Raw genomic sequence first — 17,386 nt, 5'->3', positions numbered from 1 at the left:
GCAAATCAGTCTTTTGCCGTAATATTGCGGCTTAAATGAATTCGTCTGTCCCCGATTTGTTACCTACCAGCATTAAGCAACTCAATGGGCCGATTGTCGTTTTTGGAGCCAGTGGCTTCATTGGCGCCAACCTGTTTGAGCAACTCTTCCGCGTTCGCAAGGATGTGTACGCGCTGACCCACGATGCCACAAAAGCCTGGCGGCTGAAGCTTCTGGACGTACCTGCCGAAAACATCGTTCACTGCGACATTCTGTCCAATACGTCGGTACAGGATGTATTTGGCCGATTGAAGCCAAAAACGATTTTCAATCTGGCAGCGTATGGCGCCTATAGTAAGCAGAAGAATGTTGGCCTGACCTACGAGACCAACGTACTGGGTACGGTCAATATCCTCGAAAACTGCTCGCCCGATATGGTCTATATCCATGCCGGAAGTAGCTCAGAATACGGCTTTAATTGCACCGCTCCCAAAGAAACCGACCGGGTCGAACCCAATAGTCATTATGCCGTTTCGAAGGTATCGGCCGCGTATACGCTTGAATATTATGCCCGCGTTGCTCAGCTAAATACACTGAACCTGCGGCTTTATTCCATCTACGGTGGCTGGGAAGAACCCGACCGGCTCATTCCCCGATTGGTTGAAGAAAACCGAAAAGGTCAGTTGCCTCCACTGGTATCGCCCGACATTAGCCGTGACTTTGTGTATATCGACGATTGCGTGGGTGCCTTTGTACAGGCTGCCCTGCGGGTTAATCCTGCTATTCGGGGGCGGTCGTATAATATTGCTACTGGTCAAAAAACGACCATGCGCGAACTGGTCGATGTAGCCCGGCAAACCTTTGGGCTTACGCAGGAGCCGGTCTGGGGCAGTATGAACAATCGGAACTGGGATCTGGCCGAATGGTACGGCGATCCATCGGCGGCCGAAGCGGATCTGGGCTGGAAAGCGACCACCCCCCTCGCCGACGGCCTACGCCAGACCGCCGACTGGCAGGTAAGTCATGAATACGAGAGTCGCGTTATACCAGCTTTTCAGACACCAACGCTCAATCCGGTTATTTCGCCCATCATAGCGTGTTATAAAGACGCGCAGGCGATTCCGTACATGTATGAGCGACTGGTCAAAACCTTCAACGAGATGAAGGTGCGGTACGAAATTATTTTCGTAAACGACAACTCGCCCGACAATACCGACGAAGTGCTGGCCGAAATCTGTGGTAAAGACCCGAACGTTATTGCCATAAAACATTCCCGCAACTTTGGGTCGCAAGCGGCCTTTTTGAGTGGTATGGAAATCTCGACCGGCGATGCGGTTGTGCTGATGGATGGCGATTTACAGGACCCGCCCGAAATCATTCCGAAGTTTTACGAGAAATGGCAGCAAGGTTTCGATGTTGCTTATGGCGTTCGTATCCAGCGCGAAATGCCCGCTCATGTCCACTTTTTCTACAAGCAGTTTTATCGGCTATTCAAACGGACCGCGTATATCAACATACCGGTCGATGCGGGTGATTTTTCGATGATCGACCGGAAGGTGGTGCGCGAGCTGGTTAATCTGCCCGAAACCGAACAATTCCTGCGGGGTTTACGGGCCTGGGTTGGCTTCAAACAAACGGGTGTGGATTACGTCCGGCCCGAACGGATGTTTGGCGTTTCGACCAACAACTGGACAAAAAATATCTGGTGGGCCAAGAAGGCCATTTTCTCGTTCAGCTTTGCCCCGCTGGAATTGATGACCTATGCAGGCTTTGTACTGACAGGACTGTCCATGCTGGGCATTCTCTGGCAGATTATATCCCGACTGCTAAATTTCGACCCCAATACGCCTTATGGCTTATCGACCGTTATTGTATTAGTGATGTTTTTTGGTGGTATCAACCTGCTGGGTATTTCATTCCTGGGTGAGTACATCAGCAAGATTTTTGAAGAGACTAAAAAACGTCCGAAATTTATCCGAACGCTGGTTCGCAAAGGCGACCGCATTTACAATACGCCGGATAAGATTTCGGCTTTAATTACGGAACGCAACCGATAAGGTATACCGTTGGTGACGCTCCTTGTGCAAGTAGGTGCCTGAAACAGATACTAATGCTTTTAATAATGCAGTTCATCCTGGCTGCCCATAAACGTTCATGAGAAAAGAATTTTCAGCCGCCATCGAGCGCATTGCCCGGGAAGACGAAAAAATCATATTCATCACGGGCGACCTGGGGTACAGTGCCCTCGAAAACGTAGCTGATGCCATAGGCCCCCGTTTCATCAATGCTGGCGTGGCAGAGCAAAACATGGTGGGCGTGGCCGCAGGGATGGCCTATAAAGGGTATAAAGTATTTTGTTACAGCATTGCCCCATTTGTGGTTTATCGGTGCCTTGAGCAGTTTCGTAATGATGTTTGTCTGCACCGGATGCCCGTCTTTCTGGTCGGCAATGGGGGTGGTTATGGTTATGGCATCATGGGTAGCACGCACCACGCCATCGAAGACCTGGCTTGTCTGAGTAGCCTTCAGAATGTGAACACATACATTCCGGCCTTTGCCGACGAAGTGTCGCCGATGCTCGACCAGATTGTAGCCGAAGGTCGCCCGACGTATCTGCGTCTGGGCGCTGGCCCTAACACACCCGATGGGGCTCATACCTACGGGTCGTTCAAACACATTGTGCAGAGTCCAGCCTCGGTTGGTACGGTGGTTGCGCTCGGCCCCGTTGCCGCCAATGTACTGACCGCCCTACAGGATAGCCTTCTAGCAAACCAGTTTGATGTGTTTACTGCTACCAACCTACCACTCGATTTACCGGCTGACTTAGCGCACAAATGGGCGGGCAAACCGATGCTCGTTGTGGAAGAGCATGTGTCGGTCGGCGGACTGGCTCAGCAGCTATCCGTCAAGCTGCTGGCTGATGGGGCTGCGCCGAGCCACTTCGTCAGTTTGTCGGCCAAAGGGTATCCTAACGGTCTTTACGGCGATCAGAAATATCACCAGCAATTGTCAGGGCTCGATCCGGTCAATATTGCCCGGCAGTTAGCTTCGTTTACAAACTAGTAGTCTGATCCATTGGTCACTTTATCCAATACCCCACAAACTCAGCAAAAAGGCTACGGGCTCGTTGCCGGTTTAGTAGCGGGTGGGCTTGTTTTACTTCCAGTCGTTATCTTCTGGCTCTTTTGGGATAGCTACGCCGTCAGTGTACCTAAGTGGGATGACCATGTCCTTAGGGCTTTCTTAGTCAATTTTGACAAAGAAGCATCACTTACTGGAAAGCTGTTCGAGTTTTATCGGCAGCACAACGAACACCGGATTGTCTACGATCGGATAATTACCTGGCTGGATTACAACCTGTTTGGCAAGTTCAGTTATCGTCATCTGATGCTGGTTGGCAATCTGAGTTTACTAGGGCTAATCGCTATTTTTGGGCTCGTCCTTGGCCGCTCGACAAGCCTGTCAGGTAAAAACGCGAAAGTACAGATTGCCTCTACACTAACGGATTACCTGATCTATCTTCCCCCGGTGGCTTTTCTACTGCTCAACCTGTCGCAGTGGGAAAATATGTTTTGGGGTATGGCTGCCCTCCAGAATTTCACCGTACTACTCTGGGTATTCTGGACGATCTATCAACTGGCGTTTTCGCAACGACTGTGGCCTGCTCTACTCCTGGCTACAGCCGCTACGCTAACCAGTGGGAACGGGTTGCTGGTCTGGCCTGTTGGTTTTGCCATCCTGCTACTCCAACAACTGTTGGAAAAACGCCCGAACCGAAATGCACTACTCATCTGGTCAGCCAGTGCGGTCTTGTTGATTGGTCTTTATTTTCTGAACTACCAAAAACCGCCTGGAAACCCTCCTATTCGGGGTTCTTTTTTTGACTTGATTAAAGGTTGGCTTGCTTTCAATGGCGCAGCAGCCGAAGCCTTCCCCATTGGACCAGGTTTTGCCAAATGCCTGATCATAGGCAGTATAGCTACGGTTCTGGCACTGGGCAGTTGGGTGTATCTGCTGGAGAAAGGGCTTGTCAGGAAACAGTTTCCATCGTTTAGTTATTTCTTTTTTGGCACTACAGCATTTCTGCTGGGCACAGCCACTACCGTAGCCTGGTCACGGGTGGGTTTTGGATTGCATCTGTTGATTACCAGCCGTTACAAAATCTATTCGCTGCTTCTGTTAGCCCTTGTCTATTGCTTTGTGATTGTACAACAGCGCAGATCGGGTCGATTATTGGCCATGATACTGGGATTGGTATTCAGTGCGGGGTTGATGGCTAGTTCGTACCTGACCTATCTGAGCGATACCCTTTACTGGCGGCACTGGCTAACCACGCACCAGTTTAACTGGACGCATAATGCCAATAATACCACCATTAGCATCGACTCAGCTTCCAGCCATTATACGGATCTGGCACCGGCCTTTTACGATACGACTCTGCCAACCTTGTTTGGGCTGGCGACAAAACCAGTGGTACCCATTCAGGTTACAAAAGAATCGAACGGATATACGATCCAAAATACAACCTTACCCGCTCAGGGAATCCGGGATGAAGGACCTTATCTGGTAGCCCGGTCTGAGGTTCGCTCCTATTTGTTTCCTATTCGGCAGATGCAGCGGTCCGTACAGGCAGCTCATTTTCTGCCGACCAATTTGTATACCACTGGCTTTACGGCTAATGTGCCCACCGAAGAAATGATAGCAGGTTCGTACCAGTTATTTATTTTGGCGATTCCGAACGGTAAAGCCGATCTATATCCGACAGGCCAAACGATTGAATCAGCCGGTCCACCCGAAACAACTCTGAAAAAAAATTGGTAATTCGTTCTAAAATGTTTCAGGTTCCGAGTTTGCTGACGCATTAGGATTTCATGCACCACTAACCTGAATCCCAAACTTGAAACTCGACTAATTTAGTTTTATGCAGACAAACGCTCCAGTAACTACACAACCCACACGACCCGCTCTGAACCATCTGCTCCAATTGGATGGAGTCCGGTTCATTGCGGTTGCTTTAGTGTTGTTCGACCACTGGACGATGGAGCATATCCAGCTACCCGTTGGCGCACTTGGTGCGTTAGGCGTAACTATTTTCTTTGTGCTGAGCGGCTTCCTGATCACCCGGATTCTGCTATCAAGTAAAGATAAACTCAGCAACCAGCCTCACGGTGGCCTGGGTAAATACCTAAAAACATTCTACATCCGCCGAACCATTCGGATTTTCCCGGTCTATTACCTGACGCTGTTCGTACTGGCGCTTGTCAATGAGCCCCCCGTTCGTCAAAAATTTGCCTGGCTAGCGCTATATGCTACCAATATTTACATGGCCCTTTACCATACCTGGATGGGCACGGTCGATCACTTATGGTCATTAGCCGTCGAAGAGCAGGTATATCTTTGCCTACCCCTGCTACTGTTTTTCATTCCCCGTCGGTATGTGCCCATTACAGCGCTCTGCATGATTGTGGGAAGCGTTGGACTCCGGTATGTACTTTATCGGGCAAACCTGCCCTGGTTCATCGGCTACGTATCAACACCCACCTGTCTCGACTCCTTCGGTCTGGGCGCTATTATGGCGTATGGCTGGCTGTACCGTCGCGACCTGTTCAACAAAGTCTTTCAGTCGTCGGTCTGGGTTTGGCTTAGTTTAGCCGGGTTTATTGGCGTGGGGCTGTTAAACCAATGGATTTCGATCGATTCGCCACGTGGTTATCACAATATCATGTCGGATGTATGGGAACGGCTGGCCGCTTCGATCTTTGGCTTTTTCCTCATCGGCCGATCTGTACTGGGTTTTGGTGGCGTCATGAAGTGGGTGTTGGAGAATCGAGTCAGTCAATACATGGGTCGAATTAGTTACGGGTTGTATCTGTACCACAACTTTATTTTCAACGTATATCATACCCAGCCTACTCATTTTACGGTTCGTTCCTGGCGTCGAATCACCGATATACTGCCGGTGCTGAACAGCTCGTATTTTTTCCAATTCTCCTACTTCGTTTTCCTGACCGTTTTACTGGCTACGGTTTCCTGGTATCTGATCGAAAAGCCGATTAATAGTCTAAAGGATAAATTTTCCTATTAATTCTCCTGAATGGTCTCTTCAGAAGGTAACCGTTGGCTAACTACCTACGTTTAGCCACTAACTATTTCTATATTTGCAGTATTGATAGGATATGAACTATCGGGTTGGCAATGTCTGTTGGTCCAACTTATTTCAAACCTGTTGGCAAACGACAGACGTATCGCCAACGCCAAAGTACACTGAATGAGCCTCCTGCTGTCTATTGTAATGCCGGCTTACAACGAAGAAGAAGTCATCGAAACGGTTGTAAAGCTGTGGACCGATCTGTTGACCGACCAATTTCCTACCGAAAATACCCGTCTGATCGTTGTCAATGACGGGTCGCGCGATAAGACCGGCGCTATCTTAGACCAAATCCAGAGTCGATACCCCAAGTTGATGGTTGTTCATCAGCCAAACGGTGGGCATGGCAATGCAGTGGTGAATGGGTACCGACAAGCTGTGGCGCTGGATTCGGAATATGTCTTCCAGACTGATAGCGACGACCAGTTTGTCACTGAGGATTTTGCTAAACTGTGGGCCAAACGGAATGAATCACCCTTTATTCTGGGATACCGGGAAGAACGGTACGATGCACTAGCCCGTCTGATTATCACGAGAATCCTTCGCTGGAGTATCGCTTTTATCTACGGAACCTACATTATGGACAGCAATATTCCATTCCGGCTTATTCGGGGCTCGTTCCTGCGGAAATTGTTAGCCCAGCTTCCTAGCCCAACTCCGTTTGCGCCTAATATTTTTCTGGCTGTGATGGCCAAAAAAGCCGGTTACAATACCTTCGATATTCCAATCACGCATAAAGAACGACTAACGGGTACGGTTTCAATCTTAAAATGGAAGCTCCTGAAAGTGTGTATTCAGAGTTTTAAAGAATTAGCGCAGTTCCGCTTTGAACTGGGCGGCAAAGTTAAAGAACTCAAAAAACCCGAGCCCGTTACGGCGTAATAAGGAATGATGAATGATAAATGATGAATGATATAAGTCCACTTCGTGCTTGTGTCTATCATTTATCATTCATCATCGCTCCGGCGACCCGGTCATCATTTTATTCTCAACAATGAATTACAAGTATGTTATTATAGGCTCCGGCCCTACTGGCCTGGGAGCTGCTTACCGCCTGAAAGAACTGGGAATTACCGACTTCATCGTCTTAGAGAAAGAAGCCCGGATCGGTGGTCTATCCAAAAGTTTTGTTGATGAAAAAGGCTTCACCTGGGATGTAGGTGGCCATGTGCAGTTCTCTCATTACAAGTACTTCGACGACCTGATGCACAAGGCATTGGGCGAAGAGGGCTGGCTCAGTCACCAACGCGAATCCTGGGTCTGGATCGAAGGCCGATTTGTTCCTTACCCGTTCCAGAACAACATCAAGTACCTCACTCCCGAAACCATGTGGAAATGCCTGGAAGGCATTATTCACAACTATAAGTTCCCCACCAATACCAAACCGGCTAACTTCCGCGAGTGGATTCTGGCCACGTTTGGCCCTGGCCTGGCCGACACATTCATGTTCCCCTACAACTTTAAAGTATGGGCGTATCCGCCGGAGGATATGAACGCCGTATGGGTGGGCGAACGAGTAGCGGTTACTGATCTGCAACGGGTCACCAAAAATATCATCTTTAATCAGGACGATTTTTCGTGGGGTCCTAACAGTACGTTTAAATTCCCTAAACACGGGGGTACGGGTGGTATTTGGGAAGCTGTCGGCGATCTGGTTGGCCGGGAGAATATCAAGCTAAACACCGCCGTTGAGAAAGTAATTGGTCCCGAAAAGAAGCTCGTCCTCTCGAATGGCGAGGAGATTCAGTACGAATACCTGATGAGTACCATGCCGCTCGATCTGTTCACCCAGCGCGTGGAAGGGCTTGCTCCTGAAACGGTCCAAACAGCGCAGGGCCTGAAACACTCTTCGACCAACGTAGTAGGTGTGGGTCTGAAAGGCAAGCCGAAAGAGAGCCTGAAAACCATGTGCTGGATGTATTTTCCGGAATACAACAGTCCATATTACCGCGTGACGGTCTTCTCCAACTACAGCCCTAACAACGTTCCTGACATCAACCAGAACTGGTCGCTGATGACCGAAACCAGCGAATCGTCGGCCAAGCCGGTCAACCGCGAAACCCTGATCGACGATACCATCCGGGCGTTGATCGAAGACCAGTTGATTGAATCGGCCGACGATGTGATTTCTACCTTCCATATGGCCTTCGATTATGGCTACCCAACCCCGTCGGTGGAACGGGATGGTATTCTGAAGGCCGTTCTACCCAAACTGGAAGCGTTCGACATCTACTCAAGAGGTCGGTTTGGGGCCTGGAAGTACGAAGTTAGTAATCAGGATCACTCGCTGATGCAGGGAGTCGAATGGGCCAACCGGGTAGCGGCCAATATCCCCGAGCTAACGTTGCCATTCCCCGAAACCGCTAACGCGATGTGGGGGAAATAAAAAAGTTATAAAGTTGTAGGGTTATAGGCCGGGCCACCGGGCGGTTGTAAAGTGATTTCAATACGAAACACACCTTTATAACTCTATAACCCTATAACTTTATAACTCAATAACTTTTTGAATGAAACGAAACATCTGGATTGGTGTCGGTGCGGTATTGGTGCTGGTGATAGGCTGGTGGGTCTATCGGCAGTTCGTTCCGGCGACACGTACAGTTGGTTCGTTGATTCCGCCGGGCTCGCTAATGATTCTGACGAGCGGCCACCTGCAGGATACCCTTTCGGCGCGGCAACTACGGACGGAAATGTCGCTCCGGCAAATTCCCGTTTTCGATGAAGCCCGTCGGCGAGTGGACCGTTTTTTGTACGCTACCGCCGATTCGGCAACGGTTATCAAGTTTATATCGGGCCGAGCGGTTCGGTATTCACTCCATTCCATTTCGAAATCAACCCTTGACTTCATCTTTTATATTCCGATTACGGAAAAAGATGAGCCTTTTCTGCGCCGACTTACTACGCCTGATCCGCGCCAGTATCGGGTACTCAGTCATACATTTTCTGGTGAAAAAATACTCGATTTGGTATCCCGGATGAATGAGCCGATCGGCTCGTTTATTCTCACCGATGGATTTCTGGTTGGAAGCGTATCGGGCATTCTGATTGAAAATGTAGCCAAACGGATGCATCAATCACTTAAGCTGGCTCAAGCCGAACCCGATTTCCGGGTCGACTCAGACCATTTGGCGAGGGTATCGGTTCGCCCGGAAGTGCTTCAGGACCTGTTCAGCAATGTAGGTTCTTTAGTTCGTCTGTTTCTGCCCGAGGAGTTAAACTTACAATTCCGCCAATCGGCTTCCCGTTCGCACCTGATAGGCTATGCCGTCGATCAGATTGGCAATCGACGTGATGTGGCGGCCTTATTTGCCGATCAGACACCCCAGCGGATTCAACACGCCAATCTGATTCCGCAAACAACGGCTACGCTCTACCATATTGCCATTAGTGATGCAAAGCGGTTTGGCCGTTCACTCAGTGGCTTACTAGGCTCTGCCTCCAGCGATTTTCTCCGGGACCGCTTCGACCAAATTAAACCAGTTGCCCAAACGCTCTATCAATCGTTAGGCAGCGACCTGTTGCTCATCCGAATGGAGTCGCCCACGGGCACCCTGCGGCAGGTTCTGATCCTAACCGGAAAAGATGGCAAAAAACTGGCAAATGCGTATCAACAGGCAGCTTTTCAGGCAGGAGCCAAATCATTATCCACGCCCAAAGACTACCTGGGCCATAAGCTCCTGCAGATTCCCATGCGCGAGTTACCGGCATCGCTATTCAGTAGTCTGTTCACTGGATTTTCGCAAAGCTGGGTCACGTTACATGGCAATTCACTGATTGTAGCCAACAGCGAGGAAGCCATGCAGGATTACCTTCAGCAGGTGCAGCGAGGGGCCGTCTGGACAGCGGATGAACGCCAGACCGAACTGTTGAGTACTACTCTACGCCCTGCTAATTTCACAGCTCTGGTTCGGCTAAACCGAGCGCCGACTACCGTCCCTACAACCTGGCCAGTAGCCTGGCAAAACCTGCTCGATCAGGTAGATCCGGCCACGGGTAGTACGAGCCTGTCCAATCTGGAAAACATGGCTTATCAGGCCAGTTATGGTAATGAAAATATTCAATCGACCGTCATTTTAGGCCGTACGACACGACGAGCCAGCCGGGCCGTTCTGAACAAATTACTTCTCCGAAAGAAAGTTGAGTTTGAAGCGCCACTTATTGCCGCCCCTATTGTAGCTGGCAATCTAAGCGATACGTCGGTCCAATTCTACGCTCAAAATGAGGCTGGAGAATTTGTACTGGTTACGCCGGGGGGTGAAAAGATTGTGCAGAGCCGTACCGATGGCCCGATTCGCAGTAACGCTTTAGCCGTTGATTTCCTGAATAACGGTCGACTGCAATACCTGTTCATGACCGATAAAACCCTGTACGTAGCCGATCCGATCCACCGCCGGAACGAAGTAGCGCTACAGGCCATTCCTCTCCCACTGGGGCTCGATCCATCGTATCTGGCCCGTCCGAGAGGAAGTCAGCAACGGAATCTGGTGGCTCTGGCCGCCCATCAGGACGGGCACATTTACGCATTGGATCGTCAGCGCCGGGCATTCATTCGTATTATGACCGCTCCGCGAAAAGGTCCGCTACAACTACCGTTTCAGGTTATGGTAACCCCAGCCGGTATGAATGTACTGGGCATTCAGGCCGATGGTACGTTGAATTATTGGCGGGAAAACGGAAGTGAATTCCCGCATTTCCCCTCGCGTATTGAACGAGCGAATGAGGAGGAACCCGAAATCAGGTTTGTAGGCCCTGCGCTGGTACCCACGGGTCAAACGCTGATTCAGACTATTGCCGATGAAGGCCAATTATTTACCATCAATACCAACGGACTTATTGCCAAACGCACTCAGTTGTATCGCCCTGTTCGGCGCGGGTCGTTCCGGCTTTTTCCTGATGAAGAGCAAACCAACTGGCTACTTATTCGGGCTGCCGACACAGAGGTTACGATATTGGATCAACGTGGCCAACGGATGTTCGATGTTCGGGCTTTACAGTCTGAGCGTAACAACGTGCGGTATCACCGGCTCGGTGCGGGCGTTGAACTCATTAGTGTGCAATCGGGTGGGTTTACGACTCTGTATGACCTGAATGGCCGGATCATCGGCGAACGGCCAATACCCGGTGATTTTCCAGTAGTTTTGCAGTTCGACGAACGGACAAACGAGTTATACATCTTAAGCGGAGTCAAAAAGGCCGTTCAGTTATTCAGTATTAGATTGAGGTGAATACTTCCTCACGCCCCATCATGCGTGTATTACGTTACGTTATTTTGATTGTTGCCATTCTCCTCTGGGGGGGCGGGCTTTCTACAACGCTCTCACGGTGGTTATACAGCATCGGCGTTATTGTTGACGATTATCGCTTTGGCGATTTGTACCGATTATCGGCTCTACCCCAGTTTAAGGTAGCTCAACCCACTTGTCCACCGTCGAATCGATCAAGCGACACGGCCTCAACACAGTTATATCTGATTGGCGATAGCTTTTCGGAACCTCAGCGCTTGGGTCAGTCCGATTTTCGGGTGAGCCATTATCAACGGGTGGGCTGGGATAACCAGCAACGCATCCAGCTTGACCCGTCAAAACGAAATGTATTACTGATTGAAACGGTAGAACGCCATGTCCGGGATCATTTTGCCAAACACATTACCGAATTTGTGGTCGTATCGGATACCGTAAAGAATCCCATCCCGAAACCCACAGCATGGCAGCGAATGAGTACGGAACTCCACCGTACCGATGTAGAAGAGCGACTGGAATCGGCTCTGTTTAGCGGTGACTGGGCTTTCTGGTTCAAGGAATTGAAAGCCAGTCTGACATTAGCATGGTTCGACCGGGCCAATGCCAGCGTTAGTCTGTCCCGAGATCATCAGCATATTTTTTTACACAGCGATACCGATACGGCCAATCGATTAAACTCTTCCTTTTCCAGACTGACGGATCGGGAAGTGAATACGCTGGTAGACAGCATTAACTCTGTAGCGAAGCAATACCAGCAACTGGGTTTTGATGCGGTTTATCTATCGCTTATCCCAAATAAAGCGACCATTCTGGAGCAACAACGTTCGGATTATAACCATTTGATTGAGCGTATTCAGAATCATCCAAAGCTAGTTGTACCTACGATCAACACTTTTGATCGCTTTAAGCAGGCTCCCCAATCGCCTTACCTGAAAAGCGATACCCACTGGAACTGCGAAGGTCGGGCGATCTGGCTGGACCTTATACGCCAGAAGCTACATATATAATCAAGTTGGCGTTAAATAGAACTGCCCGAAAGTTTAAAACTTTCGGGCAGTTCTATTTAACGCCTTAGCTCGTCCGCGATTGCATCGCGGATGTATGAGGTTCGCGTCTTAGACGCGGGTTTCGAGCATCCGCGATGCAATCGCGGACGAGCATGGGAGCATGAGAATAAGAGTAGTAAGATCAACTTACGTTAAATTAGCGCCCTGTTGATTTCTCCATTTGCTCAGGGTACCGAGCGCCGATCACTTCAATCTGAGCCGAAGCGTCTTCAATCTCCTGAAGTTCATGGGCTGTGAGTTGAATGGCGGCAGCACCGTTATTTTCGGTAAGCCGATGCAGTTTCGTAGTACCAGGGATGGGCACAATCCACGGTTTTTGTGCCAGCACCCAGGCCAGGGCAATCTGAGCAGGCGTCGCATTATGCCGGGTTGCAAACGCGTTCAGCAAATCCAGCAACGCCTTGTTGGCAACGCGGGCTTCTTCGGTGTAGCGGGGCAAAATAGTACGGATGTCACCCTCGGCAAACTGCGTATTTTCATCAATTTTACCCGTCAGGAAACCTTTTCCCAGCGGGCTATAAGCAACTAACCCGATACCTAGTTCGTCAATGGTTGGAATAATTTCTTTCTCGTGCTGGCGTGTCCAGAGGGAATATTCGCTCTGAAGGGCCGTAACGGGTTGAACAGCATGTGCCCGACGAATGGTCTGCGCTCCTGCTTCCGATAGTCCGAAGTGCTTTACTTTTCCTTCCTGAATTAGGTCTTGTACCGTACCAGCCACCTCTTCAATCGGCACCTCAGGGTCTACCCGATGCTGATAAAATAGGTCAATGACATCGACCCGCAGGCGTTTCAGCGAGGCTTCAGCCACTTTTCGGATACGTTCCGGGCGGCTGTTGAGACCATCCAGTCGGTTCCCTTCATCATCGATGTTAAACCCAAATTTGGTAGCGATGACCACTTGCCCTTTGAACGGCTCCAGGGCTTCACCCACCAGTTCTTCATTGGCAAAGGGGCCATATACTTCCGCCGTATCGAAGAAGGTAACGCCCTGTTCGACGGCCGCCCGAATTACCTTGATCATGTCAGTCTTATCAGCAGCCGGGCCATAACCGAAGCTCATGCCCATACATCCCAACCCAATAGCTGATACTTCTAATCCTCTTTTGCCCAGGTTCCTTTTTGGCATTGTTGTGCTCATATACTTAATGCGATTTAATGATAAACAAACCTACAGCAGGTATGGATAGAAAAATAACAAAATACAAGTAAGAACTTACGAAAATCAAACATGTCGAAATTTCATAGGGCTTAGCTGTACATGCTTTTTGAAGAAGTTATTAAAATGGGTGACTTCAGTGAATCCTAATGAAAAGGCGATTTCGGAAACACTCCAGGTGCTGTGTTTCAGCAGAATTTTCGATTCCTGCAAAATACGCTCCGTAATGAGTTGTGAGGTTGTTTTTTGAGTAGCTTCCTTCACCGCCCGGTTTAAATGATTGACATGGACGTTGAGTTGGCTGGCAAACTCAGAGGCCGAGCGAAAGCTTATTTGTCGGTGGCTATCGTCGACCGGAAACTGTCGCTCCAAAAGCTCCAGAAACAGCGTTGTGATGCGTTGTGCCGCATTGATCGGCTGCTTATCGAAGGACGAAGTCGGTTGCATTTTCAAGGCAAAATGCAACAGCTCAAAAACCAGATTTCGCAGCACGTCATATTTATGAATGTAGTCGGATTGAATCTCTGTAAACATCCGTTCGTAAATTCCCGTAACTTGCCCTACCTGCTCATCGGTCAGTTCAAAAATGTGTGTCCCATTCGGCTGGAAAACGGCATACTGGTTCAGATTACCGAACTGGTTAAAAAATTGATGATTAAATATACAGAAAAAGCCACCGCTTATCTGATCGGTATGCTCCCATTTATAGGGAATATGTGGATTTGAAAACGACAAGGCTTGTTTTTGAACATCAATCACTTTATCGGCATAATGAACCTTCCCAGGCCCAATCACCAGCATGATTTTATAATAATCGCGCCGTTTGTAAGGTACGGGTCGGGCTTTTTCGCCCACAAACGGATCTAACGGAAATACATTAAAATGGCCAAGCTCATTCCGAATCGAATCGGGCATCCAGCGGAAGGCCGCCCCTTCAAATTTTCGTTTGTAAAGTTCTTCAAGTGTTTCAATCTTATTCATAAGACCTGATTACAAATTTCAAATAGACTATACACTCAATAGTGACTGGCAGTAGACCGGAGCTTGGTTTATAAGATCCCCTCCTACAATCGGCTCATTACCTTTTGTCAGATCAACACAAAACGGATTTTTCGTAGATGTACAAACGTAATTGATCGTCGAATCAGTATACAACACAATTCAAACATTAAACTACGAAATTCAAATAAGCATTAGTAAAGTTTGCCATAATTGGTTGCCGCCAACTTGTTAATAAATCCTAACAAACGTTAAAAAAGGTACGCCGGTCAAAAAGTAAAAATACCTTTAGCCTATTCTGATTTTTCCTATAAAATCTATGCAGCATTTACGTATACTTCTGTTCTGTTTTATAGCGCTGAGTGCGACCGGCCAGCGTGTATTGGATAAATTTGATATACATACCTGGACTCCCTCTTATAGGCTAATTACTCCCCAGGGCTGGACATCCGAGCGCCTTCCAATTCCGATTGACTTTGCCCCTGCAATACCATACAAGGGAGTAGAAGACCTGCGTTTTACTCCTGGCTGGGGCAAACAAACCAGCGAAGAGTATTGGTCGTATGCGTTTTTATGGTGGCTAGAAGGCAATCCCACGATTAATGCGGCCAGTTTACAGAGCCACTTAACGGCATATTATTCAGGTTTGGTAGCCAACAATGTAACTAGCCGAAAAATCCTTCCAAGTAGAACTACACCGACAACTGTTTCCATCAAAAAGGAGAAGACTACACCTGCAGAAAACGACCGATACACAGGCTCCATCACTATGCTGGACTATATGCGTCAAAGCCCTATAACGTTGCACTGCCAGATTCAGGTTACGAAATGTAAAGAACAGAAACGAACGGCTGTTTTCTTTGAGCTATCGCCCAAACCTGCTGAGCATAAAATCTGGCAACAATTACATACGATCCAGCGCAATTTTCTATGCACGAAAAAGTAAACAACCGCAGGTTTAGATTTCTTATCTAAATAGCTTTGGCCAATCACTATACAATTTTGACTCAATAATTTTGGACGATCCTAAACGCATTGTACAACAAGGATATGACCAGCTAGGCAGCTCTTACCGGGCTTTTTTTGAGAAGGCGGATTCAGAACGTTATCTGGACTGGCTGACCAATTTTGTACATCACCTTCCTTCAGATAGCAACGTACTGGAACTTGGTTGTGCCGATGGTATCCCGACTGCGAGATACCTGAGTCAGCACGCTGATTATCTGGGTATCGATATTTCCCAAAAACAAATTGAGTTGGCTCGCCATAATGTTCCTCAGGCTAATTTCGAGGTCGCGGATATGGCAACTCTCTCCTTTCCAGAAGAAACGTTTAATGGGATTGTGGCCTTATATTCCATTATTCACCTCCCCTTACCTGAGCAGCCTCCTTTGTTCAAGGCTGTTTATCGATGGCTCAAACCGGGGGGCTACTTTCTATGTATTGTAGGTGCTGGCGAGTGGACAGGCACCGAATCGGACTGGGTTGAACCAGGTACCCGGATGTATTGGAGTCATGCCGATGCGCCAACTTACCAGACCTGGGTTGTGGATACAGGATTTACTGTAGCAGAGAGTTTCTTTGTTCCGGAAGGCAACGGAGGTCACACCTATTTTCTACTGAAAAAGTAAATACCAGATTATTTTTTCAGGCCAATGCTGGCCGGGTTAAGGTACGGAAGCTGGTAGTTGGGCGCTGCATGATCCAACTGTTCTGGATTTAAGTAATTGACTTCTGTTTATCCCGGTTTACTAGACCGTTTTTTGCAAAAACGCCCAAAATAATCGCCCCTTCTTGTGTTGTTACGTAACAATTCACATCTTTACAGTGTGATTTACTCACAACAGCATGACGCACAAAGAGATTGACAAAATGATACAAGCTAGTGAATTGTAGCTAGCGAATGCCCGTAAAAACCTTCGACAGATTCTTGAAAACGACGAGGCACGGGGACAAGAAATAAAATGGTCTAAGATGCTTATCGGGCACAAAGATCTCCTTGAGGTGCTCAGGAATCTCAAGGCCGACGATGAGTAAAGTAGAGTGGACAATCCTCCCTCCTTCTTCTATATACTTAAACCAAAAAGGACATGGTAGCAAACGAAAAGGTTTCCTTAGCAAAAATGGATGAGGAGCTAAAACAGGCAGAGGCCGTTTTTGCAGAAACGCTGGCTTACCTCCAAAAAAATGGAATAAAACTCCCTGATTCGCTTATTGATACGAGTGATTGGCTGACTATAAAGCGTTATGCTGAGAAGTATAATGTTTCGACAAATGTCGTAAGCAACTGGGTAGCAAGAGGCATTATACCGGCTGATTGTATGCGGGTAGTGCCCGAATTGAATGATCTTAGGCTCATTAAGGATCGAGCCTATAAATAAAACCGTGCTAGTCACTGTTGTGATTACAAACCCTACTGTGCCAGGTAAGATAAGCGCGAATTATCTAGCTGTACCCTGAAGCCCGTCTAGTCGACCAGATAAGGCAGGTAGGGCTCCAGTTTATTGGTATCTCGAAAGGCCGAGACTTGATTTAACTGGTTGTTGAAGGCATCGTAGCGAAGTTCGACGTAGAAATCGCGCAAGCTATAGAGTAGAAAAATATTGTCGCCCTCGTAGCGGTTGGCCAGAATGTCGCCAGCAAAATAAAGCGTGTCGAGTTGCTGCTCGGCGGGGAGTTTGGTAAAATCGGTGGGTTGCATAAACAAACGGGGTTGACAAGCGAAATAAGCAAAAGTCGGGCGGCTCACCAAATCGACTTAGCGGCTTTATATAATACAAGTCAAACAACATAG

At 48.4% G+C, this 17,386-nt stretch carries 14 protein-coding genes; 11 read left to right on the top strand and 3 right to left on the bottom strand.

Annotated features, from left to right (window positions below; translation table 11 throughout):
• The first annotated feature begins 35 nt into the window (after nucleotides 1–35).
• The 8 genes from ACYVFD_RS18640 to ACYVFD_RS18605 all read left to right on the top strand — a co-directional run bounded on the left by ACYVFD_RS18640 (nucleotide 36) and on the right by ACYVFD_RS18605 (nucleotide 12,374).
• Entirely contained in the window at nucleotides 36–2,036 is a 2,001-nt protein-coding gene (locus tag ACYVFD_RS18640; protein WP_461091922.1) for an NAD-dependent epimerase/dehydratase family protein, read from the top strand.
• 97 nt (nucleotides 2,037–2,133) lie between these two features.
• Complete coding sequence (locus tag ACYVFD_RS18635) at nucleotides 2,134–3,042, top strand: transketolase family protein (protein ID WP_461091921.1); 909 nt, start codon at nucleotides 2,134–2,136, stop codon at nucleotides 3,040–3,042.
• A gap of 12 nt (nucleotides 3,043–3,054) precedes the next feature.
• Nucleotides 3,055–4,800 carry a hypothetical protein gene (locus ACYVFD_RS18630; protein WP_461091920.1) on the top strand — a complete coding sequence of 582 codons (1,746 nt, stop codon included), beginning with the start codon at nucleotides 3,055–3,057 and terminating at the stop codon, nucleotides 4,798–4,800.
• Nucleotides 4,801–4,900: 100 nt separating this feature from the next.
• On the top strand, nucleotides 4,901–6,064 hold the full coding sequence (locus ACYVFD_RS18625; RefSeq protein WP_461091919.1) for an acyltransferase family protein: 1,164 nt from the start codon (nucleotides 4,901–4,903) through the stop codon (nucleotides 6,062–6,064).
• A 183-nt stretch (nucleotides 6,065–6,247) separates the two neighbouring features.
• Nucleotides 6,248–7,009: a glycosyltransferase family 2 protein gene (locus ACYVFD_RS18620; RefSeq protein ID WP_461091918.1), complete on the top strand. Its 762-nt coding sequence runs from the start codon at nucleotides 6,248–6,250 to the stop codon at nucleotides 7,007–7,009.
• Nucleotides 7,010–7,121: 112 nt separating this feature from the next.
• A complete protein-coding gene (locus ACYVFD_RS18615; RefSeq protein WP_461091917.1) occupies nucleotides 7,122–8,513 on the top strand; it encodes a protoporphyrinogen/coproporphyrinogen oxidase in 1,392 nt (463 codons plus the stop codon).
• 121 nt (nucleotides 8,514–8,634) lie between these two features.
• On the top strand, nucleotides 8,635–11,352 hold the full coding sequence (locus ACYVFD_RS18610) for a hypothetical protein (protein WP_461091916.1): 2,718 nt from the start codon (nucleotides 8,635–8,637) through the stop codon (nucleotides 11,350–11,352).
• Between the two features lie 20 nt (nucleotides 11,353–11,372).
• Nucleotides 11,373–12,374 carry a hypothetical protein gene (locus ACYVFD_RS18605; protein WP_461091915.1) on the top strand — a complete coding sequence of 334 codons (1,002 nt, stop codon included), beginning with the start codon at nucleotides 11,373–11,375 and terminating at the stop codon, nucleotides 12,372–12,374.
• A gap of 196 nt (nucleotides 12,375–12,570) precedes the next feature.
• Here ACYVFD_RS18605 and ACYVFD_RS18600 read toward each other — a convergent pair whose 3' ends face one another.
• Complete coding sequence (locus ACYVFD_RS18600; RefSeq protein WP_461091914.1) at nucleotides 12,571–13,563, bottom strand: aldo/keto reductase; 993 nt, start codon at nucleotides 13,561–13,563, stop codon at nucleotides 12,571–12,573.
• Between the two features lie 96 nt (nucleotides 13,564–13,659).
• A complete protein-coding gene (locus ACYVFD_RS18595; protein WP_461091913.1) occupies nucleotides 13,660–14,574 on the bottom strand; it encodes a helix-turn-helix domain-containing protein in 915 nt (304 codons plus the stop codon).
• Nucleotides 14,575–14,911: 337 nt separating this feature from the next.
• Between ACYVFD_RS18595 and ACYVFD_RS18590 the strand changes: the two genes are divergently transcribed.
• From ACYVFD_RS18590 to ACYVFD_RS18580, 3 genes are all read left to right on the top strand, one after another.
• Nucleotides 14,912–15,538, top strand: coding sequence for a hypothetical protein (locus ACYVFD_RS18590; RefSeq protein WP_461091912.1), 627 nt, complete (start codon nucleotides 14,912–14,914; stop codon nucleotides 15,536–15,538).
• A gap of 70 nt (nucleotides 15,539–15,608) precedes the next feature.
• Nucleotides 15,609–16,223 carry a class I SAM-dependent methyltransferase gene (locus ACYVFD_RS18585; protein WP_461091911.1) on the top strand — a complete coding sequence of 205 codons (615 nt, stop codon included), beginning with the start codon at nucleotides 15,609–15,611 and terminating at the stop codon, nucleotides 16,221–16,223.
• A gap of 459 nt (nucleotides 16,224–16,682) precedes the next feature.
• Nucleotides 16,683–16,973 carry a hypothetical protein gene (locus ACYVFD_RS18580; RefSeq protein WP_461091910.1) on the top strand — a complete coding sequence of 97 codons (291 nt, stop codon included), beginning with the start codon at nucleotides 16,683–16,685 and terminating at the stop codon, nucleotides 16,971–16,973.
• A gap of 86 nt (nucleotides 16,974–17,059) precedes the next feature.
• Here ACYVFD_RS18580 and ACYVFD_RS18575 read toward each other — a convergent pair whose 3' ends face one another.
• Nucleotides 17,060–17,293 (bottom strand): hypothetical protein, encoded by a 234-nt coding sequence (locus ACYVFD_RS18575; protein ID WP_461091909.1) that lies wholly within the window; start codon nucleotides 17,291–17,293, stop codon nucleotides 17,060–17,062.
• Between the last annotated feature and the right edge of the window lie 93 nt (nucleotides 17,294–17,386).

Source organism: Spirosoma gilvum (assembly GCF_054776815.1).
Note: the sequence above shows the minus strand (reverse complement) of the source record. Positions and strands in the feature narration are given on the sequence as shown.